Consider the following 25118-nt stretch of genomic DNA (forward strand, 5'->3'; position numbering starts at 1 on the left):
GTACACGTCTTCAGTTATACGAAAAATTGGCAAGGAATGTGGCCAAATTGCATGAGTAAAGTTATCCATCAATGGAAAAGTATTTCTCTCATCGAAGAGAACGTGACGCTCCCTACGAACGTCGTGGTAAAACATACAACAATACACCACCCTGGCGCGGCCGTTATTCTTCCTATCACTTCGTCAGGAAAAATCATCCTCATTAATCAGTTTCGTCCTTCTCTTAAGAAATGGCTTTTGGAGCTACCTGCAGGCACGATGGAAATTGATGAGACACCTCTTCAATGTGCCCAGCGCGAATTGGAAGAAGAAACCGGTTACAGTGCAACTTCTTTTCAGAGCTTAGGACAAGTCACACCTTTGGCTGGATTCTGTGATGAGATTCAGCATTTATTTGTCGCAAAACATCTTAGCCTCACTACCCGATTTGAATGCGACGAAGATGAAGTTATAGAAGTGATAGAGCTGAGCTTAGAAGAACTGCACAACAAAATACGACACGATCAAATCACCGATACAAAAACTATAGCTTGTTTAAGCAAAGCCCAACTATGTGGCTATCTATAGCCAACTATATGACTACCTAAAGTACTCTAGGAGAGAAGCATGGACTTTCGTTCTGATACCGTAACTAAACCTTCGCAAGCTATGCGTGATGTAATGGCAAATGCAGAAGTGGGCGATGATGTTTATGGCGATGACCCAACCGTAAACGAATTGGAACAGTGGGCTGCCAATGAAACCGGCTTTGAAGCAGCGATGTTCACTTCTTCAGGGACACAAGCCAACCTACTTGGTTTAATGGCACACTGTGAGCGTGGTGACGAATACCTTTGTGGCCAACAAGCGCATAACTATAAGTATGAAGCCGGCGGTGCCGCGGTACTTGGTTCTATTCAACCTCAGCCAATTGAAAACAACCCAGACGGCACACTTGACTTTAAAAAGCTTGCTGCTGCAATTAAACCAGACGACAGCCACTTTGCTCGAACTAAGCTGCTTAGTTTAGAAAACACGATCAATGGTAAAGTGCTGCCAATGTCTTACCTAGCGGAAGCACGTGAGTTCGTAAACCAACACGGCTTACAAATGCACCTAGATGGCGCGCGCGTTTATAATGCAGCAGCGGCGCTGGATGTACACATCAAAGAGATCGCACAGCACTTCGACTCTATGACAATTTGCTTATCAAAAGGTTTAGGCGCTCCAATCGGTTCACTACTCCTTGGCAACAAAGCGTACATAGCTAAAGCTCGTCGACTGCGTAAAATGGTCGGTGGCGGTATGCGCCAAGCGGGTATTCTTGCCGCCGCAGGTAAAATGGCGCTGACTGAGAACGTAGCTCAACTTAAAACTGATCACGAGAACGCGAAAAACCTAGCGATTGGCCTAAGTAAACTAGAAGGCTTCTCTGTTAATCCTGATTTCATTCAAACGAACATCGTGTTCGCTAAGTTAGATGAGTCTGTTGATATTAACCGCATCACACGAGAGTTAGGTGAACAAGGCATTACTATGTCGCCTGGTAATCCAGTACGTTTTGTTACCCATAGAGACATCAGTTCAGAAGACATCGTTACTTTCCTAACAAAGCTAGAAAATGCGCTTTAACTCTTGACGAGATTAGCCTCTATAGCAATTGAGATTTGAGCTTCCCCTGTGGGAAGCTTTATTCTTTCAGCAAAATCATTAACCAATTCCACAGCCCAAATAGCCTTCGACACATGCTAGTTTTCTAATAAACACACTTGATTGACTGGAACAGAACGCAATCTCGTTTTGGCCTATGAGAATACCCTCTGAGAATTATTCTAACATTTAAACATTAAATTATTGTTTAAGTTTAATTTATATTAATGGATTATCCGCATTGTATTATCACTAAAGGTAAATGACTTAGTCATAATAGCTTAAAGTGTTTAATCACCACGCACACGGTAATTAAAAATAGAATGCATCAATCCTAATAGACCCTTGTAAAGAACTAATTTTAATAAAGAAAAGTAGATAGTCGCTGTCCATTATTACAATCTAGAATCGCTACAATCAACTTATAAATTAAATAATCAAATTAGTGTTTTCGCTAACAATGCTGTCACATTCATGATGACAGTAACCCATCAAAAAACCCAAAACGTCCGTGTAGACCATAGTCCTATTTTAATCAATTAAATAAAAAACCTCCGTTAATACTAGCATTGAGTAAAACCAACCTATCTAATTGAATATTAAATTATTCTCTAATAATTTCACTTCTACCTCTCTGCTTAAAATCATACTAAAACTCATACTTCTCCTAAATAATAAACTTTTTTTACTACTTCACCATTTTTTAAAGCACTTATAGTTTTGAAAGTTAAGCAACAAGTTACATTCAATCAGTGAGAGGTGAAATTATGGTTAGAGTATTTCGGATTCTTCATAACTTCATCGTCTCCGTGTTAATTTTTAGTCTGTCACTTTCATTCTATGCTAGAGCTAACAACTTAACGTTAGGAATTAGTGGTCAGATCAAAGATCGATGCGAAATAAACTTTTTCTCTGGCAACATTATGAATTTTACGGAACACCGTGATGTGCAATCGCTGCCTTTTAATATGTATTGTAACCGTCCGTTGGGTATAACGATCAACTCAAAATATGGAGGCTTAAAATATCAACACCAAGGGGTTGATATTATTGAAAGTTACAATTTGTCATTACAAATAGACGAAATTCGTCTTTACGAAAGTAGGCACAGCAGCCAACTTACTTCACCGGTAATGATAAACAGTTCTGGTGTTATTCCTTTCGCTCAACATGGGAGCCTTAGGGTAGCACTCGAAAATAGCTTGCGTTTCGCAGGTTATTATCAAGACGTTATTGAGATCGAAGTTTACCCTTCGATTCATAGCGTGACAAAGTGAAAACTCTGCAATGTATCTGCAGAACAACAAACGCTCAGCAGTATTCGAGCCAATCATTTAAGATAAAGGAATTTCTAATGAAAAAGCTAACACTCTACGCAGCAACAGTCACTGCTATTTTTGGTGCTCAAGTCCAAGCCGCTCCTGGTGATGTCCAGTTAGTTGGTTTTGTTTCACCTGTATGTGAAGTTACTGGTCTTTCAACGCAACTGATGGACTTCGGTAACGTCTCTCAAATTCAAAACCTTTCTGTTAGTGGTCTTAACATGAAGTGTAATGACGTCGATGGTGCAACTGTGACACTGACAAGTGCTGAAGGTGGTCTAGAGTCAGACGATAGCGAAGACTACGCTCTTACCTACGATGCAACATTTAATCCTTCAGGTTTAGCTGCTTTCACGCTTAATGCACCAGGGGGCCCAGGTCTAAATGACGTTTCAGTCAGTAATTCTTATGGCGGTTCTGGAGCATTAGCGACAGGTGTTGCCGCATCTATTGATATTGTGACGACAGAAACCTCCCCGTGGGCAGGTGGCTACTCAGATACATTAACCGTAAATATCACCTCAAATTAGAGGTTAATAAGTCGGGGGCTATTATTTGGCCTCCGACTTAATCTCGATATCAATATCAATATCAACGACATAAGTTTAATTTGGAGCTCTTCGCTATGTATAAATGGATCATGCATAAATGGATCGTTCTTTTCCTATTGTCATTCACTTGTCTGTCCGCTCATGCGTTCAAAGTCGAACCGATGTCTATGGAAATGACACCGCTTGGCAAAAGAGCTCAAATGACCATGAGGGTTGAAAATTCTTCAACCGAACCACTCACGGTTGAATTGTCTCCAGTATTTATGACCATGAACGAATATGGAAAAGAGACCACGACGCCTGCAGATGACGAGCTATTAGTGATACCGGTGACCGCAATAATAGAACCTGGACGATCGCAATCCATTATGGTGCGGTATTTGGGCGATCCTTCCATCACAGAATCTAAAGCCTATCGCATTGCTGTTAAGCAAGTAAAAGTTCAAAGAGCGAGCAGTAATCAAGGGCAAGTAAGTCTTTTACTTCAGTTTAATACGCTTATCAACGTGCGACCTCAGAACACAGCTTCCCAGCTAGAAATTAAAAGCATCGAGCAAAATGACAAAAAGAACAAATGGGTTCTTGAAGTACTTAACAGTGGTAATAGTTATGGTCGATTAACCAATACAACATGGAAGATATCTGATGGTAAAAATTCAACCTATTTAAAAGGCGTAGAAATCGCTAAACGTATTCCGGGTACTTTGGTCCTTCCCTACTCCACTCGATTTTTCGAAATGCAGCCTCTTAAAAATTATGACGTGAACACCCTATCGATTGAAATAGAGCAGGATCAATAGCAATGAGACGCTATATCTTGGGTGGGCTCATTTATTGGCTTCTGTGTGCACAAACGTTTGGCATAACATTGTTTCCAACCGTCATCGAGCTCAATACAGATCACCGGGCAACATCGCAACTGGTTGTCACTAACAATTCAACACAAGCTCTCCCACTAGAAGCTAACGTTCGTCGTTTGAACTTCTTATCTGATGGCACGTTCCAAACATCAGATCTATCGAGTGAAGAGATGTTTGTGTTTCCACCAGCCGCAATGTTGGCACCCGGTGCACGCCAAGTATTCCGTATACAGTGGTTGGGAAACCGATCACTCGAAACCTCCCAAAGTTACTTTGTTCGCTTCAGTACCGTGAATATTGGCCAGAACAACGCGAGAATAAACAAACCCATCGGCTTAACAACCGGTATCAATTTACAAGTTCACTACAATGCGTTGTTACACATTCACTCATCCTCTTTAGAGCCTGACGTGAAATTACACATAGATGAACAAGGTAAACTAACACTCACTAATTCTGGGTCGCGATTTACCTATACATCGTTACTTCATTTTGCGGGGCTCGAATCTCAGAGCCAAAAAGTACATGCGGCTTTAGGTGAGCAGTTTATTCCACCACGCTCCACTATTACTTTCCCTTCTTCTTTAAATTACTTACCAATGGGCACTTACCATGGGCATGAAAACTGAAACCCATCACAAGATGTGGCAAGTTTTGTATGTCTTGGGATTAGTACTTTTTTATTGTGCCGCCTTAAGCCCTGTAGCTTGGGGTCAAGAAATGGTCTTGAACCCGACAGGACGAGATATTCAACTTACCTCTTTGTTAAGGATAAGTGACACCATACTTGGGGAAGCGGACATTATCATTACTGCAAACAATGAAATCTTGTTACCGAAGGAAAGTACGCTTTCTCTCCTTTCGTCCGTCGTAACTCAAGAAGGTATTGGGAAACTCACTGACACAACAGACGATAAGATGCTGTCCCAGCACCATTTTGAGAGCGTAGGACTGGGCCTTAGTTTCGATTTCTCTTCATTAGAATGCATCGTGACGGTACCGCCTGAATTTAGCTTAACCCAGCAATTGTCTATGAACGGTGCAGATGATTTTTATAACTATGTCGAGCCAAGTTTGCTTAGTGGATACGTTAACTTTGCCCTTTCGGCTAATGAGAGCCAATATGTCGATCAGAATTCGTCAAGGCAGGACCTCTATCGCAGTCAGTTTGACTCAGCACTTAACATTGGTTTTCTAAACTTTGAATATGAATCCTATTTAGAAAACAGTTCATCACAAGATTCGCGATACGTAAGAGAAGGATCTCGTCTTAATATTGACTTTGCAGAACAAGGCACACGACTTGTACTCGGCGATATGTACAACAGTGGTCAATCTTTTCAGGACAGCACCGACATACTTGGTATTGGCTTAACTCGAGATTTCACACTCATTCCAACCAGAAATGCACGACCACGGGCCAATCAATCATTCACACTTCAAAGAGCTTCAAATGTCGATGTCTATATAGATGGGATTGCAGTTCAGCGATTAACGCTAGGCGCCGGTAGCTATAACCTTAGTGACATACCTCTAGCGCAAGGTAGCAATGATATTGTACTCGTCATCACCGACCGCTCCGGGAATGAAGAACGCATCGAGTTCTCTGTTGCGACCGGGAACGACTTGCTCAATAGCGGTGAGTTTGAATATAGCGTCATGTATGGAGCACCTTCTGAATTACAAAATGGACAACTAGAATACCTAACCAACGAGCGTATTTTCCATGGTTATGTCGATGTGGGTATTAATCCTTGGTTAACGTTAGGTACCAACTTCCAAACCCGTGAAGATCTTTACCAATATGGTGCTACCGCGTTATTCGCTTCTACATGGGGCGTCACTGAACTCAATGCTTCGCGTAGCGAACACCCTACATTTGGAACTGGCGACGCTTACAAATTTGCGTTCGATGCGGAATTTTCCAATACGAATACGCTGTCCCCACAACTGAGTGTGAGCTATGAATATCTGACCAACAATTTTGCTGGGGTCTCAGGGTTTGATGCTTCCGATATCGATATCAACTTAACCACCCATTATGTATCTGCATTCAGCTCTATTTACCTTGGTCAGTCTTTACGCGCGGCCATGACCCTCAATTATCGCTCGGGAGTAGACAAAGAAAACGATTATTGGCTGATTAGCCCGAGTTTATCGGACGGACTGTTTGATACCCCCGCCACCTGGAGTGCCCGCGTTAACTATCGGCATAACGCAACCGAAGACGATGATATCAGCACTACTGTCACCATAAGTTGGCCTCTTAGTCGACAAACTCGTGTAGTCGGTCGTTACACCACAGAGCTTAATGAAGCCGCCTTAGATTACAGCTATCAGAATAATATTGGTAACACAGGGGGGATGTCGGCGTTTGCGAGTGTCATTACTAACGAAGAAACGGATGCCGATATGGATGCTGGTATTAACTACACGGCCAACCGTTATGAATTAAACGCGACCCACGCTTCGCGGCTTGAAGACATTAGTGGTGAAACACGAAATCACAGTACTGATGTGACTATAAGTAGTGCCCTTGCTTTTGCAGGTTCATCTGTGACGCTCGGCAGACCGGTGCGCGAAGCATTTGCTATTGTTAGCAAGCACGAAAGCCTCGCAAAAAATGACGTGGCTGTCGACCCAACAAAAGATGGTGAGTACGCACGCGTTTACCTTAAAGGAGATGCAAGTGCCATGGTTCCTGACCTTGTTGCTTATAATGGCCAAGTAGTCGGTTACGAGGTCGATAACTTGCCACCAGGGTATGACTTAGGCGATGGTGCTTTTTGGATTAAGCCTGGTTATAAACGGGGATTCCAGCTACAGATCGGATCTGATGCTGTATTAACTGTTATTGGCAAGCTATTCGATCGTCAAAGTAACAACCCTATTTCACTTGTCGCTGGTGTAGCACATTACCTTGGTGAGGCAAAACAGTTGCCGATTGACTTCTTTACCAATCGTAACGGCATATTCGCAATCTCTGGATTAAAGCCGGGAAAATATCAATTGGTACTCGACACTAAAGAACAAGAATCAGTCATCATTACCCTCAGTGAACGCAGTGACAACTTGATAAGACTAGGAGATGTTTATGTGGAATAAACAAGTTCTTTGTGGAGCCTTGTTCCTCATCGCCATAAGCCATGTACCTTCGGCATTGGCGTGTGAAGCCAGTGCCTTGGCGATTCAACCCGTCTCATCGAAATCACAATATGATGTTTTCAGCGCAGGAACGTTCGCAACAATAAACACTTACCGTATAGATGCGATCATAATAGGTGAACCCTGCAAATTAGATTTAATTTTACAACTTAACGATACAAGTCGATCGTTAAAAGGGGTAAACCAAGCAAAACTCGGCTTTGAATGGAGTGGGCAGATTGGTATGTCAGTGGCTAATCAATGGCACTTATCATTAACCGAAAACCAACCTTCGGCAACGATACAAATGCGTTTCCCAAGTAAACAATGGTTAGCGTCAGGAACCTATCGAGGGTTATTAGAAGTCTCGCCTTCTTATACCTCAAATAGTAAACAAATAGAAATTAGCCCTAGTTCACTCCCGGTATCTGTTAACGTTCCGCCTGCTGCAAAAATTCATTTTTATGGATTGACCCAACAACATTATGACCTTGATCTAGGGACTTTATATTCCAACAAGGTTATTCGTTCCGCACCTAACCTATGGGTTCAAAGCAATACAGCTTATACCATCGTTTTGGAATCATCCCATCAAGGAATGCTACGTCATGAGTCTAATGAGGCAAAATGGGACATTCCATACCAACTTTCCCTCGAAAACGACAGAGTAAACCTTGAACAACTTGACGCAAGAATTCAACGTCTTTCCGCTACGATTGGTCAGCCTATTCCTTTGAGTTTTGTCATCGGTGAGACAGAGAACAAACCAGGAGGACAATATGACGATACATTACAAATTTCTATCGAACCCCAACTTTCACAACAACCATAATTATGCAATTATATAAAAAGTGAGATATGCAACTCAATTATATAAAATCCATCATCATACAATCAAACACGATTTTTCAGTTTCGGAGTAAATTATGTATGAAAATAAAAATAATTTAAAGCACATACTCCTGGTAGGTGACAACGGTATTAACAACCAGTTTATTCAACGAGAAATAGGGAAATACAGTGATTTTTCTTTTAGCAGAGAATGTATTTTAAGCATTGAGCGCTCTCGTAATCATAAAACGTTCGATGTCGTTCTCATTAGCTACTTACTCTTGGAAAATATCGAAGATATCAACATCATCTTATCAAAAATAGAGTCCAGTAAATGGGTAGTCTATGACGTTCCCTCAGATATTACCGGACAGAGTATTACCGTAATGCAGCTATTCAACCTGTTTAATATAAAGGGGATGATTTATCAAGATGCTCCTATTGAACACCTTACACGTTGTTTAAAAACAGTATGTGATGACGATCTATGGCTACCTAGGAAGTTAATGTCACATATTTTATCCAATGCGTGCACTTATACTTTCAAGTCTCAGGTAATACTGTCTAATCTGACGAAAAGAGAGGCTCAGATATTTAAACGAGTTGTCAGAGGTGATTCAAATTTAGAGATATCAAGCGAACTATTTATTTCAGAAAGTACGGTAAAAACGCACGTATACAACATATACAAAAAAATAAATGTCACTAATAGAAAAGAAGCGATAAGAAAAGCACATTTTATCAATAGTTTAGAGACTATTATACAACCAGACATATAGTTGAAATTATGAACATAAATACAAAAATGCAGATTGCAGTTCTTTTTCAAACAGACGTATTAGAATTTAAGCCCTTGAAAGGTGACCTGATATTATTCAGTTCCTCATAGAATCACTGTCAGGGCAATAAACGAAGTTTAAATCGAATCGTCTGTGGTTTAATCACACTTTAAAAAATAGAAAAACATCCCGCCCTCTAAAATACGAGTCGAATTTGTCAACTCTCGGAAACATCACTTCTGCGGCCCCTCTACTTACCTAACAGAGCAAAAAGTACGCTTTAACTGTTAACACCATTAGTACCTATAGCAATTCAGACTTGAGCTTCCCCTTAGGGTAAGCCTTATTGTTATGTTTTTAACTGGAGTAAAAACATGACTTATCAATTCTTCGCTTTACTATTACTCACTCTTTCCCCTAGCCTTCATGCCTCTGATTTTGGCGATCCTGAACTGGGTAAAATGAAATCACCAAGTTGCGTTTTCTGTCATAGCCCCACGGGTGAAACAAGTAACACTGATTACCCCAAACTTTCGGGTCAAGATTCAACTTACCTCTATAACACGATGAAAGCGTACCAAAGCGGAGATAGACAAGGCGCTTACGCAGAAATGATGCGAGCACAACTCAGTAAGCTCGATGATCAAGACTTGAGAGATATAGCGGCTTTTTATGCTTCACAACATTAGCGGCTCCCATCTTTATTAGACCAATCATCAACTGAATAAACATCACCACGTCGCCTATACTTCAAGCAAACTCAATGAACTCATTGAAGGTCGGGATAGATATACCTTTACACGTATCATCCAAGCCTTACAATGTGCAGCAAATATATTTATCAAGGTTTATCTCTATGTCTATTCAATGGTTTCCGGGTCACATGCATAAAGCCCGCAAAGAAATCGAAGAAGTTATCCCACAGGTTGATGTGATCATCGAAGTACTGGACGCTCGTATCCCGTTCAGTAGTGAAAACCCAATGATCTCTTCACTGCGCGGCGATAAGCCTTGTGTAAAAGTGTTGAACAAGCGCGACCTTGCCGATCCTGAGCTTACTGAGCGTTGGATTGAACACTTCGAGAAAGAGCAAGGCGTTAAAGCGATTGCCATTACCACCAGCGTAAAAGAAGAAGTTAACCACGTGATGGAGCTAGTACGTAAACTGGCACCGCACCGTGAGCAAATGGGCAAGAATATTCGAACAATGATTATGGGTATCCCTAACGTGGGTAAATCGACCATTATCAACTGTTTGGCTGGACGTACGATTGCGGTAACGGGCAACCAACCTGCGGTAACTCGTCGCCAACAACGTATCAACCTGCAAAACGGCGTGATCCTTTCAGATACTCCTGGGATCCTTTGGCCTAAAGTAGAAAACCCACACAGCGGCTTCCGTTTAGCTGCGACTGGTGCGGTAAAAGATACAGCAATGGAATACGACGAAGTGGCATTCTACACAGTAGAATACCTAGCAAAGCAGTACCCTCACCTACTGCAGGAACGCTACCAAATTGAAGAGCTGCCAGAGTCTGACATCGAATTGATGGAAGCGATTGGTCGTAAGCGTGGTGCACTTCGTGCAGGTGGTCATATAGACATTCACAAATGTTCGGAAATCCTTCTTCATGAACTTCGCAGTGGTACTTTAGGTAAAGTAACGCTAGAACTACCAGAGATGATCACCAAAGAGTTGGTTGAAGTAGAAGAAGCGGCTGCACTGAAAGCTGAGCAACAGATTAAGAAGAAAGAAGAACGTCGTAAGCGTTACTTAAAGAACAAGCGCTAATCGCTATGAGTTTTTGTTAATCTCCATTAGTTTCTGTTAACCACTCTTACACCAGTCTCTAAGATATTCACGTTCTACCGATAATAGAGCGTGAATATTGCCTTGTACCGTTTGTTGATCTAGCCAACATACTGACAAATCTATAGAAATGGTCATTTACAATCCCAAAGGCTGTGACATACTACGCAAATTATTGTGTATTCATTTCGGCTAGTTTCTCAATGCGCTCTTATTCTGGGTTCAAGAATCAAAGATTTAAAACCTATTTCGATAATGAAATTTATTTGCCGTACATAAATTTTATCTACATCCCGATCTCAATATTCTGTGCTTTCATTGTTACCGACTACATTCACTTTGGTACAGAGTGTGTAACACCTATCATTTTCCGAGTCTTACTTTTTCTATTGATGATGGCTGTCGCCAGATACTGCATTACAAATAAACCCAACGCTTTAGAACTCATAGAAAGTACCTTCCTTGTAATTAGCGCGCTTTTCTTGGTCTATGTCGGCCGACTCGCTATCGAGCTGAGTAATTTCGATTACCAAGGCGGCATCATTCTCGTCATGATCTACATCGGAACCTTTTCAAGACTGTCTGTTAAATACAGCATCTCTACGCTGTCATTTATCTTTTTGGCTTATCTCATTGGCCTTGCCCCTCAGCTTTATGAAGCAGAGCCTAGTCACGAAATAGAAACCATTTCCGTATACGCTTCAGCTTATATTCTTATTGCAGCTTCTTGTTTAAGACGAGATTTCGAAGTGCATAAACGCTTCACTCAATCCGAACAGCTTCGTAAACAAGCAATACAACTCCGCAAGCAATCTAATATGTTTGAAGCCCTTTCTTATCAAGATGCGCTAACGGGTTGCTACAACCGCCTTTATCTTCATCAGGTGATCGAACCAAGCATAGACCGTCAGTTATCCATTACATCGATCATGATAGATATTGATCATTTCAAATCGATTAACGACACCTACGGCCACCAAATGGGTGATATGGTGATCAAAGAACTGGCCGATGAGATTCAAAAAAGACTACCAACCAGTAGTAACTGCTTTCGATACGGCGGTGAAGAGTTTTTGGTGATGGTCCAAGGAGAAACTGAGGCTTCAATTGAATCGCTAGTTAACTCCCTATTAGAATCTCCTTCTCTCCTTCGGTTAGAAGTAACGATTTCAATCGGTGTGAAACATGCGTCACAGGCTCTCGGCTCTGTCGAACAACTTATCGACGATGCCGATCAAGCACTCTATATTTCGAAGAAGAGCGGTAGAAATAAGATCACATGGAGTGATTAATCGCCCAGTATTTTACGCGCCTTAGCGATTCATTATAACGACCATTAATCCAATCAAAAAAGCCCCGAACAATTGAATGCTCGGGGCTTTTGTCTTTGTTCTTGTGCTTTAAAATAGCTTCGTTAAGAACCTGCTACTCAGCAAACAACCAGTACTCAACAAGAATCTACTAAGAATACACAACGCTCGCTGTTTTCTGTTCAAGTTCAACGGGAGAGCTCCAAGAAATCACTTTTTCATTCACTTGGCTGCCACATGGTGCGTTCCAAACTTGCTCTAGTTCTTCTTTGCCACCAATCGCCTGATAAAAAGCAATCGCTTGGTGGTTCTCAGACATCACCTCTAGGTAAAGCCCCGAATCAGAATAGTATTGCTGCAACCACTTTGACAATTCAGACAATAGACGCTTGCCAACACCACGACCGTGGTAATTATTGTCTACGTGTAACGCATCAATGAACGTACCACGTTCAAAGTTGTGATTACCAAACGCGCAGACGAAACCAACCAGTAAACCGCCTTCTTCAAGCAATAAAACATGTTGGTTGAAAGGAGGATTAATCAAACGAGTCTGCCAAATAACAGATCTGTCCTCCAAAACATCACTTTCTAGGTAATCATCAGCAAGAATGCCACGGTAATATAGCTTCCAGCTATCCGCGTGTAATTGGGCAATCCGCTCATAATCTTTATATTCAGCTACCTTAATTTCCATTTATTAGCCCTTAGTACTTCCATTTATGACTTGCTACTACATTTCACACTACCTTTATACAATATTTAAGCAAAACATACTAATACACGTTTACACTTTCAATATTGACTTACACGTGTACGCTGATATTCTAGCGAACAGATGTAAGCTCAATGGAAATTTACTAATGAATAGTGCCGATAAACCATCAACAAAAAAGCCACCACTAATCTGGCTCAATATTTTTGTATTCTCTTTTAGCATGCTACTTGCTGTTGTCGCGGCTCCCGTTTATGGCTACTTTTTTGGCTATGGTATGGAGCACTGGATATGGCTAGCGATCTGTTTTACGTTCTGTAACCTTTCTATCACGACGGGTTATCACCGCTTATGGTCACACAAAGCATTTGAAGCGCATTCAAGCCTAAGATTTCTATTTGCATTAGGTGGCGCATTTGCTCTACAAAACAGCGCGCTACACTGGTCTTCTGATCACCGTGTGCACCACAAGCATGTCGATAACAACGACAAAGACCCATACTCAGCAAAGCGTGGCTTTTGGTATTCGCACATCGGCTGGATGATTCGTAATTACAACACTGCAATGTACACAGATTACGAAAATTGTCGCGACCTGAAAAAAGATAAGATTGTTATGTGGCAGCACAAGCATTACGTTTTATTGGCACTACTTATGAACTTCGGTGTTCCAATCGCATTAGGTGTAATTTACGGTGACGTGCTTGGCATGTTGTTAATTGTGGGTGCAGTTCGTTTGGTCCTCAACCACCACACCACATTCTTCATTAATTCTCTTGCTCACATCTGGGGTAGCCAGCCTTTTACCGACAAAAACACAGCGCGTGACAACGGTGTGCTAGCGGTACTCACTTTTGGCGAAGGTTACCACAACTTCCACCACATCTTTGAGAACGACTACCGTAACGGCATCTACTGGTGGCAATACGATCCAACAAAATGGTTGATTAAGAGTGCTTCTTTAATGGGCTTAGCAAGCAAGCTTAAGAAAACACCACAAGCTCGTATTGAAAAGGCCGAAGCATCAATGTTATTAAAGCGCACGCAGCAAAAAATCATGCACCGTGCCGATAAGCAACAAATCGCGGAAAAGCTTCAACAGGAGTTCGATGCGCTTGTATCAAACATGAACGAATACTACGAAGTCAAAAAGCAGCTAATTGAAAGTAAACGCGAAGACGTTGTGAAAAAGTACGAACACTCAGTACTAAAGGTTCGTTACCAACAAATCAAAATGAATTTTGAACAGCAGAAGAAAAATTGGGCGATGACAGTGGAACAATATGCTTAAAGTAAAGCAATACGCTTAACACCCCAATAACAACACTGTTTGATTTTTAGACGAAAGCCTTCATTTTGCTATGGGGGCTTTTTTATTTCACAGATCTAATTAAATACATGAATTTTAAGTCTTTATTCTAATAACAGACACTAGTTCCAAATGTCACACTTTCACTGCAACAAGATGTCAACCTATAGAGCTTGCTGTGACAAATGTCACTTACAGAACGATACCCATCCCATAACATGCGCGTCCCAAAATTCTTTCAGCAATTAGCGGACCCATTTTATGAAAATGTTAAAATCATCACTAGCGCTAGCAATCTCTACTACCCTTTTATTCGGTTGCGGTGACGAGACAACAAATAACTACTACCCTCAAGAACCAACTGTTCCTTCTTCTACAGAAGCTAAAATTGCCGTATTTAATCTGTCTTTTGACCGTTATACCTACGAAGATCTTGTAGCTGAAATGAAACTGACTAAGCCAGAGCAAGATGCACTGGTTGAAGGTTGGAAAAATGACACTCTATCGGACGAAGACAAAGCGACTACGCTGAAAGTTATCCAAATTCGTAATGTTGCAGCAATCATTCAAACTGAGCGCCCAGCTGTAATCATGATGGCTGAATTTAACAACGATGGTACAGCTGAAAATAACGATGCTCTTATCGGTTTCCGCTTGAACTACCTATCTGTATCTCAAAACTCAAACAGCTTTGATCAAGACGGCACTCAGTTAGAACCGATCGTATTCCAGTATTTCACAAACTTCGCAACCAACACTGGCCTGCTTAATGAATTTGGCTTCGATCTGGATAATGATGGTGTTGCCGGAGCTCTACCTGGCGATGCATGGGGCTTTGGTAACTACCACGGACAATATGCGTTCGCTCTAATGTCTATGTATGAGATTGACCACGACAACATTCGTACATTCCAAAAGTTCAAATGGAAAGACATGCCTACAGCAACTATGCCAACAATCACTAATTGTAACGACTCTTGGAACCCTATCCCTGAAGGTATGAAGTGTGGTGATGATTGGTATACCGCTGAAGAGTGGGCAGAAGTTCGCCTTTCTTCTAAAAACCACGTTGACGCACCAATCCTAATCCCTCAAGAAGACGGTACCTCAGAGACGATTCACCTACTTATGTCTCACCCAACGCCACCTATTTTCGACACCGGTAAGAACAAAGTTCAAAATGCTGATGAAGTCAATTTCTGGGTCGATTACATCGAAGGTCAAAACTACATGTACGACGATAAAGGCGTGACTGGCGGATTAAGCACAGACGCTAAATTCGTTGTTATGGGCGACCTTAACGCTGACCCTCTTAAAGGTGATGGTGATTTGACAGCAATCAATGCACTTATGGACCACGACAAAGTTAACCGTTTAGCGACGTTCGGTCCATTAGCACCTGCCAGCCTTGGTGGCCCCGAATGTCTAGCTCTTGGCGAATGCAAAGAAGCAAACTGGGATACTCCATACCCAGGTCAAGTGACTAGCACGAGCGGACTACGCCTTGATCATGTTGTACCATCAGAAAACCTGACGATTTCAGACTCTGGTGTTTACTGGCCAGCAACGTTCGAAGACGGCCGTCTATTAATGAATGACGAGCGTGTAGGTAGCTACGGCAACGGAAAAGATGTTTCTTCAGATCACCGTATGGTTTGGATTAAAGCTGAAATCCACAACTAATACAGCCAGATAAACTCTATCAATCATGCCCGGTTCCTATAGTCGGGCATTTATTATTCTAACGTCCCTTTTAATATATCACTCCGATAACTTACTGAGGTTATGGACACAAAATCCCATAGTTATTGGATCCCAGAACTCTTTTTTCAGTCTGAATTTATACTTATATTACTTGCACTTATTGAATGGAACATCGAGGAATAAAGAATGGGCAAGCTAACGATTATTGCAACAATCGTCTCTAAAGAAGACAAAACTGAGCTTGTAAAAGCTGAGATGATTAAATTGATCGATAAAACCCGTGTTGAAGATGGTTGTATAAATTACGATCTGCACCAAGATAACAGTAACCCTGCTCACTTCGTTTTTCATGAGAACTGGGAGTCTGAAACTCATCTCGAGAAGCACTTAGCGAGCCAACACATCGCCGAGTACATGGCTGCGACTGAAGATTGTATCGAAACCTTTGTGCTTAATAAAATGACGCACATTGCCTAACCAATCACTCAGTACTGATTCAATAGAAAACCCTGCTCTGATCGCAGGGTTTTTCGTTTCTACACGCTTATATCTGCTCATTCTAATAATGAAAAAACCCGCCAGAGTAGCGGGTATGGTCAATAATCATGACTGTCAAAGACAATTAGATAATACCAATCGTAGTAAATAACTGTCAGCCTAGCTGGTTCAAAAACTTGATAACTGCGTTAGAATTTTTGATTGTAGAATAACTACTTATCGAAAAATTCTGCCTTGTTCTCAAGTCTTTTTCCTGCGCTATTTCTGATCACTTACTTACTGTGATTGGTATAACAACCATCAATCCAATATTGAGTGCCTCTTTACAGTGGCACTCTGACATTTCTTTTGCTGATCGCTAGCACGGGGGCACTAGTTAAAAGCACGAGCCAAAATGCCATTCCCTTGATATTGGTAAACACTTGAATTACTGCTTACAAAGACCGATTCTCCGGGCTTAAGAGAAACTGACCGTCCTTCTGAAGTGACGGTCGCCTCTCCTTCCACACAGAACAAGATCTCCGCGCTACGTAAATACTGTGACTTGCTCTCATCAGTCGCAGACAAGATATCAAAGCCAAAGTCATCCACTGGAATCGGATAGCTCATCTTACCCTCTTTCAATACAGGCTTAAGGCGAATATCTTCTGGCTTAATCGGCTCAAAGATCGTGTTGTCGATAAGCTCCCGAACGTCTATGTATTTGGGTGTGAGACCGGCACGCAGCACATTGTCTGAGTTTGCCATGATCTCCAAGCCTGTGCCTTGAACATAAGCGTGAGGTGTTTCTGCGAACAGGAACATCGCTTCACCGGGCGCCAGTTCAACCGTGTTGAGCATCAATGGTGCAAACAAACCAATATCACCCGGATAGTGCTGTTTGAATTCAATGCTGTATTGCAGAGCTTCACGCCCCATGGCCGTTTTGGCTGGTCGCGCATGCGCGGCATAAAGCTCATTAAGCGCAGAGGCTTTACGGTCACCTTTAAGAGACATAATTGCGCTAAAGAAAGACTTCAAAGAATCACTGTCGGCATTGGCTTTTAGTACATTACGCTCAATCGCTAACGAAGGAATATCTGCTTCTTCGAACAAGGCAATAATATCGTCGATTGGACGAAAGCCATTCATCGCTTTGTAGAAGGTCAACGCATAAACCAACTCAGGCTTGTGGTTTGGATCTTTGTAATTACGATTTGACGCATTCAAAGGGATGCCAAGTGCATTCTCTCGCTCAAAACCTAATTCAGATTTACGCTTATTCGGATGAACCTGAATCGACAACGGTGTTTCAGCTGCTAATACCTTAAATAAGAAAGGTAGTTCACCGAAACGTGCCGCCGTGTACCCACCTAAGACATCGATTCTATTTTCATCAATCATGTGAGAAAGCGGCTCACCGGTATCGCCTACTTTTGAGCAACCATTAGGATGAGCGCCCATCCAAATTTCTGCTTGAGGTTCTTGGTTTGGGTTCACAATACCAAACAGTTGGTTGATGGAGTCTTTGCTTCCCCATGCGTAGTTTTGAATAACATTGTCGAGTTTAAATAGAGACATAATTACTTCTCATTAAAAATCTGGCTGCCAAGCTTGAGCGTGGCGGCGATATTACGGGCAGTGCGAGTCAGGTTTTGATTCGCTTCTGATAAAACTTGGTCTAAAGACTGAGATGAACGTACAGTTCCAAATAAGCTAGACATTGAACCGTAAAGCTTTTCAACGTCTTGCCCCAAAGAGCCCGCAATTCCTATCGCTGGAATATTCAGCTTTTGAGCTCGCTGAGCGATACCGAAAGGTGTTTTACCTTGCAAGGTTTGGTTATCCATCTGTCCTTCTCCGGTCACGACCAGTGAAGCGCCTTCAAGCACCTTATCCGCATCTAAAGCGTCGAGTACCATCTCAATACCCGCTTTAATTTGGATATTGAATGCCAGGCTTAACCCTAGGGGTGTGCCACCAGCAGCACCAAAACCCTTGCTGTCGCGATGATTAACGCCTGTATGGGCTTGAGCGATATCGGCAAAGTGCCCAATAGCAGCATCAAGTTGTTGAACTTGAGTTTGTGAAGCCCCTTTCTGAGGACCAAACACGGCACTTGCTCCGCTTTCGCCACACAATGGATTATTCACATCACACGCGACCACGAACGTGACTTCTTTGCATCTCGGATGTAGCCCATCAAGATCGATGTTTGCTAGCTGACTTAATTCGGCGCCGCCACCAGATAACTCGTTGCTTTGCTTGTCTAGTAACTTGCCTCCCAACGCTTGTAAAATGCCAGCACCTGCATCATTGGTTGCGCTACCGCCCAAGCCGATAATGATTTGTTCAACGCCTTGGTCTAACGCATCTTTAATCAGCAACCCAGTACCGTAAGACGATGCAGTTAGAGGTGATCTTTCTTCTACGGTTAATAGGTCTAAGCCCGACGCTTGAGCAAATTCCAACAAGGCAGTTTTCACCTTAATTCCATCAAAAGTCTGCTCTAACGATGCCCAATAAGCCGTACATTCACGTCCGATTGGGTCCGTCGTTTGCAGCTGTTGTTTCTTACCATTGAGCGCCTCTAGCAACACGTCTACTGTGCCCTCTCCGCCATCGGCGAGTGGCATTTTCACAAACTCTGCGTGAGGAAAAACGTCAGCAAATCCACGCTCAATACAAGACGCAACTTGATGAGCGTCGAGTGATTCTTTAAATGAATCAGGGGCAATTACAATTTTCATTGTCGTTCACCATTCCCGCCCACCAAGGTGAGCGGGTGATTAAAATTAGAATTTGATTTGGAATGTTTTTGCTTGGCAAGATGCCAATTCACCAAAAGATAAGTCGCCAAAAGACAAGTCACCAAAGGTTTCAATTGCCACATCACTTTCACGAACTCGCTCGTCCATGCTTGTCTCTTTCCAGCTTGAAACCGCTTGAGTGAAAGAGATTGAATCTGACACTGAACCTGTTTCTGCTGGGTTGTAGACACGCATGATCAGTGCATCTTCGTCTTCCGCTTTCTTAAGTACGCTTAGTACCGCACCTGCCTGTTGCTTCGATAGCAAGCTGAAGCTCATTGGAAGGTTCTGCTCACCCACGTTTAGCTTCATCGCGTTGTAAGGGATCTTGTTGTAGCATTCGATTTGAGTGACATTGTCACGTGCTTGCGCCATGACGTTTGCGTCAATGTGGTTACCAGAGAAACCACACAGCGTGAATTCACACACTAGCTTGCCGCGCACTTGTGAATCAGGGGTCGGGATCTTGATACCTGAAGGACGACCCGGACGAAGCAATAGCTCTTCTTTGCCTAACACGCCGATACCGCGGAATAGTGTCAGTGCGAAGGTATCTCTATTTTCGTCACCTTTAGATGCAATCACTTCAAATTCACGCAGACCATTCGACATAATAGCCATACCCGCTTTGCCGTTTTCTAGCGCAGCAAAGTTCATTAACTGATACACAGGAACTGGCGCTTCTTTCCACTTCTCTTCCTCCCAAACCGCCATTGCTGGGTCATTGGTTGGTCGAGTAATGCAACCGAACTGGTTATCAGCAACCACAGTTTCAGATACAAATGGTGTTGGTACTAGCACACGTACACGGTGGTCGTCTGCTTGGTTGTCTAATTCCATGCGTACTTCAATGCGGCGGGAGCCTTGCTTCAACACCACTTGGCATTGCGCTTCAACAAAACCGTTTTGACCAGTGCGTTCTTCACGCTCTGCAAGGTTTGCTGGCACGTTCATGCGGAAAGCGATGTTCGCAACCGATTGGAAGCCTTGGTGGTCAATCGATGTTTCCACTGGGAATTCGTCTGAATACAGTAACCATTCTTGACGAGATGGAGAGTAATCGTACTCATCGCCGTCATCAGAACCGTCTTCTAAACGAAGCACTTGGTCGAATACTTGCTCTGTCTCTTTATCGAAAATAGTCAGAGTACCGTTGTCGTTTACATTGATTCGGTAGTATTCGTTTTCTAATAGGTAGTCCTTCTGCTCAGCAACTTTTACTGCGCCCTTCTCATTACCTTGAATGTGTAACGTGGTGAAGCCCATTGCTGGTACAGTGCGTTTGATTTGAATATCAAACTCCATGAACGGGTCGTAGTTACCGTAGTGAACGATTTGACGGTCTACTTTACCTGGGTCAATTTGGCGCTTGTCTTGAATGAAGTACTCAACTGGGTTTTCGTTTTCATCAAAGATAGAAAATTTTTGAGCACGGATAGTGATGGTTGTGTTCACCACTTCTTCACGCTCGTACGGAGAGAGGTTAAACATCGCCAGTTTGTCGCAACCTTCGCGATCCGGCATGTGGTCGACAATCTTACGCTTGTAGAAGTGGATTAGGTTTGTCGCCATGTCGTCCGCAAGGATGTAACGGTTTAGAATTTCTGCGTGTACCTTGTCTGAACAGCAACAACCAATCGAGTCATGAGCGTGGTTCTTCATGCTCTCTTTCCACATTTTCTCAATCAAACCATGGTGGTATTCAAAGCCTAATGTCCAAGCGATAGACGCTAGAGGCTCTAGAATATTTACAATCTTGTTTTCGATTTCTGCGTGGATCAGTTTGATGTCCATACGCGTCGAAGAGATCGTACGGTGAACACGCATGTATTTACCGTCGTTGAACTCGCCTTTGATTGTGTCGAGTTGATCGCGCGCTGCTTCTACTTTTTCGAATACTTCTTCAAAGCGACTCATTGAGAATTCGCGATCTGGGTAGATTTCGCGAAGCTTGTCCATTACTTCAAAGATATCTTTCTGAATAGGCATTTGATCGTGACCATTCGGCAACAAGATGTCTTTCGTTACCGATGGTTTTTCTAGCACTGGGAAGTACTTATCTAAACGAGCACGCAAACCTTCTTCATCTTGCGGAAGGTATTTACCAATCGCGTAACCCAGAGGGAGCACTTGTGCGGTTACTTCACTGCCGTCATTTGACTGCCATAAGAATTCTGTTTTGTTGGTGCCGTGACGCTCTGAACAACCACGCCAGAACATTGCACGCGTGATGTCGAATCCGTTGTAGATCATTGGCAGCTGTGAGCTCATGCTGAATGAATCTGGTAGGTAACCAATCTTCATTGCATCGCCAAACTTCATGCAGTCACGAATGCCATACATCATGTTACGTACAATTGACTCACCAGAAACTTGCATTGTGTCGGTTTGAGAATACCAAGGGCCAATAATTAGCTTGCCCGCTTCAACCAATGCTTTTACGCGTTCTGTATTTTCTGGTTTGATTGCGAAGTAGTCTTCTAGAACGGCTGTTTGACCATCTAGAACGTAGTATTTGTATTCTGGATCGCTCTCCAGACGGTTCATGATTTCTTCCATGTTGTTCACAAGAAGAATGCGAGATTCTTCTGTTGTGAAATACCATTCACGATCCCAGTGCATGTGAGGAGTAATGTGTACGCGTGATGTAGTCATAATCATTTACCTAAATGTATCGCTTCGAGTAAAACTAAAGTTCGAACTCAAATACGACTAAATTAAATTTTTTCAAGGGGTTAAAATTGGCTGCCACTAAATTTAGGGTGCAGAAAACCACGCCCAGAATCTGTGTGAATAAAACCGCTAGGAGCACAGGTATTTAGGACAGCCAAGTTGTTCGTTACTTTTTATATGGTGTTTTAATTACGAGCTAGAAGTGAGCTCAAAATTCAGTTAGTTCTGTGTTGCAGTACTTGCTTCAAATTTACCCTTTTTTACGGCGTGACCACGCCACATCAGAAGGGTAACGGTTGAAATCACTGTGCCGACAATCGCAGCACCGAACCAGATTGCAGCAGCAGAGAATGCGCCTAGACCTGAATCATGTAACAAGAAGATAGAGAAGATACCTGCACCCGGAGTCGATAGACCAATACCTGCCGCGCCAACCATTGCACCTGTAACGACAGAACCGAGTAAGAATGAGCCGATTACACGGATTGGATCTTCAATCGCCATTGGAATTGCACCTTCGGTAATACCCGCTAGGCCAAGAAGCCACGTTGATTTACCCGTTTCAATCTCAAAGTCTTTGAATAGACGTGGAGCGATCATGGTTGAAGCCGTTACAGTGAACGCCGATACCATTTTTACTGAACCAAAGATTGCGTAAGGGCCATAAACACCGTTCGCCATTGCACCTAAACAGAATGCGTAAGCGGCTTTGTTTACCGGACCACCCAAATCGAATGATACAAACAGACCAAGAATCGCACCCAATAACAATGCATTGGTGCCTGACATACCGTTCAACCAGTCCGTTAGACCTTGGTTTAGGAACGCTACAGGTTTACCGATAACAAATAGCATCAAGCTACCTGCCACCAAAGTACCGATCACAGGATAAAGGTAGAAAGTTAGGAAGCCGTTAAACGCAGGGCCTAATCGAACATGCTCTTTGACCCAACGCATCACATAGCCCGCAATCAAACCACCAACAACACCGCCAAGGAAACCAGAGCCAATAATGTTCGCTGCAATACCCGCGGCAAAGCCAGGGCCAAGTGCCGGTTTGTCTGCTAATGAGTAGGCTGTGTAAGCTGCCAGAACGGGAACCATTAATGTACCCAGTAGGCCGCCACCTAGTTTGCGATACATCCATAACCAAGAATCTTTTGTTGCGTAGAGCTCTTGCAGGTCAAAAATTTGCGCGATAAGAACAGCGACCGCTAGAACAGTGCCACCAGCAACAATTAGAGGAACGGCATAAGAAATACCAGAAAGTAGAGCTTGTTTTAGCTCAGTTTTCAGTGGCAGTTTCTTTGGCTTGTCGTCAGTAGCAACTTTGCGTTCGGCACCGTTACCTTTTTTCGATTCTTCAACCGCTTCATTTAGAATGCTCTCAGCGTGCTTGATAGGCTTCGCTACGGGTGTTTCTACACGAGGTATTCCGTTGAAACGCTCAACTTCTTTAATCGCAACTTCAGCAGCAAAGACACACGCTACTGCATTGTTTAATTGTTCAGCTGTTAAGCGATCTTCAATACCGTTTGCGCCCTGCTTTTCAACATGCACGTTGTAACCAAGCTTTTTTCCTGCTTTTTCTAGGTACTCTGCTGCCATATAGGTATGAGCGATGCCTGCAGGGCAAGCAGTAACACATACAATTGTCGGTGCATTTGTATCTAATTTGTCTTGTTTACCTTCTTGCTGGTTGTCGCCATCAAGCAGCGCAAAAATTTCATCGGCTGTGGTCGCTTTTAATACGGCTTCACGCACATCGTCATCAACCAGTGTGGTTGTCAATGCAGTAAGCAGATGCATGTGGGTAGAACCCGCTTCTGCATTTGGAATGGCAATTAGGAAGATAAGATTTACATCTTCGTCTTCATCCAAGCCTTTCCATTTCATGTCTTCTTTAAGCGTTGCTACAGCGAAGCCAGCTTCTTTAACCGCGTCAGTCTTGCCATGCGGTACTGCTAGGCCTTCGCCAAGCGCTGTCGGGCCTTGCTCTTCACGAGCAAATACTGCATCAAGATACTCTTGCTTGTTATGCAGTTTGCCTTGCTGATCCAGTTGGTCAGCAAGTGCGTAAATCGCTTCTTCTCGACTGCTAAACGTAGTTTGCAGATTTACGAGCGACTTATTAGTTAGAGTAGTAAGTTTCATAACCTTTTGTCCCATAGTCACGGATTAGTACGACAGTCGTCCCTGTCGACGTCATGAATAATACAACTTCAAGACATTTAATCCGTGATCACGATCTCATCAATACATATTTGTATCTAATTTGTATTTAAATGGTATTGGTAAATCCTTTAAGAAAGCTTGTTATGTATCATTTAATTTGTATTATATATACTACAAGATACCGATACGATGCTCACTCTAACCTTTTGAATTAGGATTATATAGAGCAAATCTACGCGTTTAAGGTACAGGTTCTTAAACAAAGTCTAGTTGTTCTAGCGTACAAATGAGGCAAAAATGGCAAGACTCCCGATGTATCGCCAAATCGCAGATGCAATAAGAGAAAAGATCAGCTTAGGTGAATATAAAGTTGGCGAAGCACTCCCGACAGAAGCTCAGTTGCGTGAAGTCTTTTCTGTAAGCCGTGTCACCGTAAGACAAGCACTTAAGCTATTAATCGAAAATGATGAGCTTGAAAGCGTTCAAGGCAGCGGCACTTACGTGAAAGAGAACAAAATCAATTACGACATCTATAAGCAGTCTAGCTTTCAAGAAAAGTGGGCGCATTTGGATGTGGTAACGCACAGTGAGGTTTTGGCCTTTGAAATGAAACCTTGCTCTTTGGCAATGTCTGAACATCTAGATATCAAAGAAGGCGAATTGGTTTTCTACGTAAAGCGTGTCCGTTTCATAGACAACAGCCCAATTACGGTTGAAGAAACTTGGTTGCCGGTTGCCCTATTCCCGGATCTTACCTATCAAGTAATGCAAACATCAAAATACGACTTTATTGAAAACACCAAAGGCATGGTGATTGATAGAAGTGAGCAAGAACTGGTTCCGATTCTTCCACCTGAAGACGTGGCTAAACAATTAGATATCGACCCAGCTCAACCGATTATTGAAAAGCGCACTCGTGGTTACCTTGCCAATAACACGGTATTTGAATACAGCCGAAACTACTTCACATCAAACGATTACCGATTCACTTTGGTCGCAAGACGGCAAAGATAAAACTC

21 protein-coding genes are annotated in these 25118 nt (G+C 42.7%); 16 read left to right on the plus strand and 5 right to left on the minus strand.

The genetic code is table 11. The features are described from left to right. The first annotated feature begins 51 nt into the window (after positions 1-51). From L3V36_RS07870 to L3V36_RS07925, 12 genes are all read left to right on the plus strand, one after another. Entirely contained in the window at positions 52-567 is a 516-nt protein-coding gene (locus tag L3V36_RS07870; RefSeq protein WP_029222202.1) for an NUDIX hydrolase, read from the plus strand. 39 nt (positions 568-606) lie between these two features. Continuing rightward, positions 607-1611 (plus strand): low-specificity L-threonine aldolase, encoded by a 1005-nt coding sequence (ltaE, locus tag L3V36_RS07875; RefSeq protein WP_017095444.1) that lies wholly within the window; start codon positions 607-609, stop codon positions 1609-1611. A 770-nt stretch (positions 1612-2381) separates the two neighbouring features. Continuing rightward, positions 2382-2906: a hypothetical protein gene (locus tag L3V36_RS07880; RefSeq protein ID WP_017095442.1), complete on the plus strand. Its 525-nt coding sequence runs from the start codon at positions 2382-2384 to the stop codon at positions 2904-2906. A 77-nt stretch (positions 2907-2983) separates the two neighbouring features. Beyond that, complete coding sequence (locus L3V36_RS07885; protein ID WP_004731190.1) at positions 2984-3481, plus strand: hypothetical protein; 498 nt, start codon at positions 2984-2986, stop codon at positions 3479-3481. A gap of 95 nt (positions 3482-3576) precedes the next feature. Beyond that, positions 3577-4302, plus strand: coding sequence for a molecular chaperone (locus tag L3V36_RS07890; RefSeq protein WP_029222589.1), 726 nt, complete (start codon positions 3577-3579; stop codon positions 4300-4302). A gap of 2 nt (positions 4303-4304) precedes the next feature. Further along, positions 4305-4991, plus strand: a complete 687-nt coding sequence (locus L3V36_RS07895; RefSeq protein ID WP_102454513.1) for a fimbria/pilus periplasmic chaperone — start codon at positions 4305-4307, stop codon at positions 4989-4991. 91 nt (positions 4992-5082) lie between these two features. Next, on the plus strand, positions 5083-7467 hold the full coding sequence (locus L3V36_RS07900; RefSeq protein WP_102447788.1) for a fimbria/pilus outer membrane usher protein: 2385 nt from the start codon (positions 5083-5085) through the stop codon (positions 7465-7467). Then, a complete protein-coding gene (locus L3V36_RS07905; RefSeq protein ID WP_029405217.1) occupies positions 7457-8338 on the plus strand; it encodes a hypothetical protein in 882 nt (293 codons plus the stop codon). Before L3V36_RS07900 ends, L3V36_RS07905 begins: the two co-directional genes overlap by 11 nt. Before the next feature lie 94 nt (positions 8339-8432). After that, a complete protein-coding gene (locus L3V36_RS07910) occupies positions 8433-9116 on the plus strand; it encodes a response regulator transcription factor (RefSeq protein ID WP_208775344.1) in 684 nt (227 codons plus the stop codon). A 374-nt stretch (positions 9117-9490) separates the two neighbouring features. Next, positions 9491-9805 carry a cytochrome c gene (locus L3V36_RS07915; protein ID WP_208775342.1) on the plus strand — a complete coding sequence of 105 codons (315 nt, stop codon included), beginning with the start codon at positions 9491-9493 and terminating at the stop codon, positions 9803-9805. A 167-nt stretch (positions 9806-9972) separates the two neighbouring features. Then, complete coding sequence (gene ylqF / locus L3V36_RS07920; RefSeq protein WP_004731276.1) at positions 9973-10908, plus strand: ribosome biogenesis GTPase YlqF; 936 nt, start codon at positions 9973-9975, stop codon at positions 10906-10908. 284 nt (positions 10909-11192) lie between these two features. Then, complete coding sequence (locus tag L3V36_RS07925) at positions 11193-12218, plus strand: GGDEF domain-containing protein (protein ID WP_181258492.1); 1026 nt, start codon at positions 11193-11195, stop codon at positions 12216-12218. Positions 12219-12387: 169 nt separating this feature from the next. On the opposite strand, the gene L3V36_RS07930 is transcribed toward L3V36_RS07925, so the two are convergent. Then, on the minus strand, positions 12388-12933 hold the full coding sequence (locus L3V36_RS07930; protein WP_017095435.1) for a GNAT family N-acetyltransferase: 546 nt from the start codon (positions 12931-12933) through the stop codon (positions 12388-12390). Between the two features lie 166 nt (positions 12934-13099). On the opposite strand from L3V36_RS07930, the gene L3V36_RS07935 reads away from it, so the two are divergent. From L3V36_RS07935 to L3V36_RS07945, 3 genes are all read left to right on the plus strand, one after another. After that, a complete protein-coding gene (locus L3V36_RS07935) occupies positions 13100-14242 on the plus strand; it encodes a fatty acid desaturase (RefSeq protein ID WP_004731281.1) in 1143 nt (380 codons plus the stop codon). A 279-nt stretch (positions 14243-14521) separates the two neighbouring features. Then, complete coding sequence (locus L3V36_RS07940) at positions 14522-15943, plus strand: endonuclease/exonuclease/phosphatase family protein (RefSeq protein WP_029406010.1); 1422 nt, start codon at positions 14522-14524, stop codon at positions 15941-15943. A gap of 207 nt (positions 15944-16150) precedes the next feature. After that, positions 16151-16441, plus strand: coding sequence for a putative quinol monooxygenase (locus L3V36_RS07945; protein ID WP_017090127.1), 291 nt, complete (start codon positions 16151-16153; stop codon positions 16439-16441). A 393-nt stretch (positions 16442-16834) separates the two neighbouring features. Here the strand turns inward: L3V36_RS07945 and manA are convergent, their stop codons facing one another. The 4 genes from manA to mngA form a co-directional block, all read right to left on the minus strand. After that, the gene (gene manA / locus L3V36_RS07950) at positions 16835-18022 is read right to left on the minus strand and encodes a mannose-6-phosphate isomerase, class I (RefSeq protein WP_017093749.1); all 1188 of its coding nucleotides are present in this window, start codon (positions 18020-18022) and stop codon (positions 16835-16837) included. 2 nt (positions 18023-18024) lie between these two features. After that, a complete protein-coding gene (locus L3V36_RS07955) occupies positions 18025-19191 on the minus strand; it encodes a glycerate kinase (RefSeq protein ID WP_208775341.1) in 1167 nt (388 codons plus the stop codon). Positions 19192-19236: 45 nt separating this feature from the next. Further along, entirely contained in the window at positions 19237-21906 is a 2670-nt protein-coding gene (gene mngB, locus L3V36_RS07960) for a mannosylglycerate hydrolase (RefSeq protein WP_208775340.1), read from the minus strand. A 237-nt stretch (positions 21907-22143) separates the two neighbouring features. Then, positions 22144-24078, minus strand: coding sequence for a PTS 2-O-a-mannosyl-D-glycerate transporter subunit IIABC (gene mngA / locus L3V36_RS07965; protein ID WP_017076045.1), 1935 nt, complete (start codon positions 24076-24078; stop codon positions 22144-22146). Between the two features lie 318 nt (positions 24079-24396). On the opposite strand from mngA, the gene L3V36_RS07970 reads away from it, so the two are divergent. After that, the gene (locus L3V36_RS07970) at positions 24397-25113 is read left to right on the plus strand and encodes a GntR family transcriptional regulator (protein WP_017076046.1); all 717 of its coding nucleotides are present in this window, start codon (positions 24397-24399) and stop codon (positions 25111-25113) included. Positions 25114-25118: the final 5 nt, after the last annotated feature.

The sequence above is a fragment of the Vibrio sp. G-C-1 genome, assembly GCF_021728015.1.
Taxonomy (GTDB): Bacteria; Pseudomonadota; Gammaproteobacteria; order Enterobacterales; family Vibrionaceae; genus Vibrio; species Vibrio splendidus.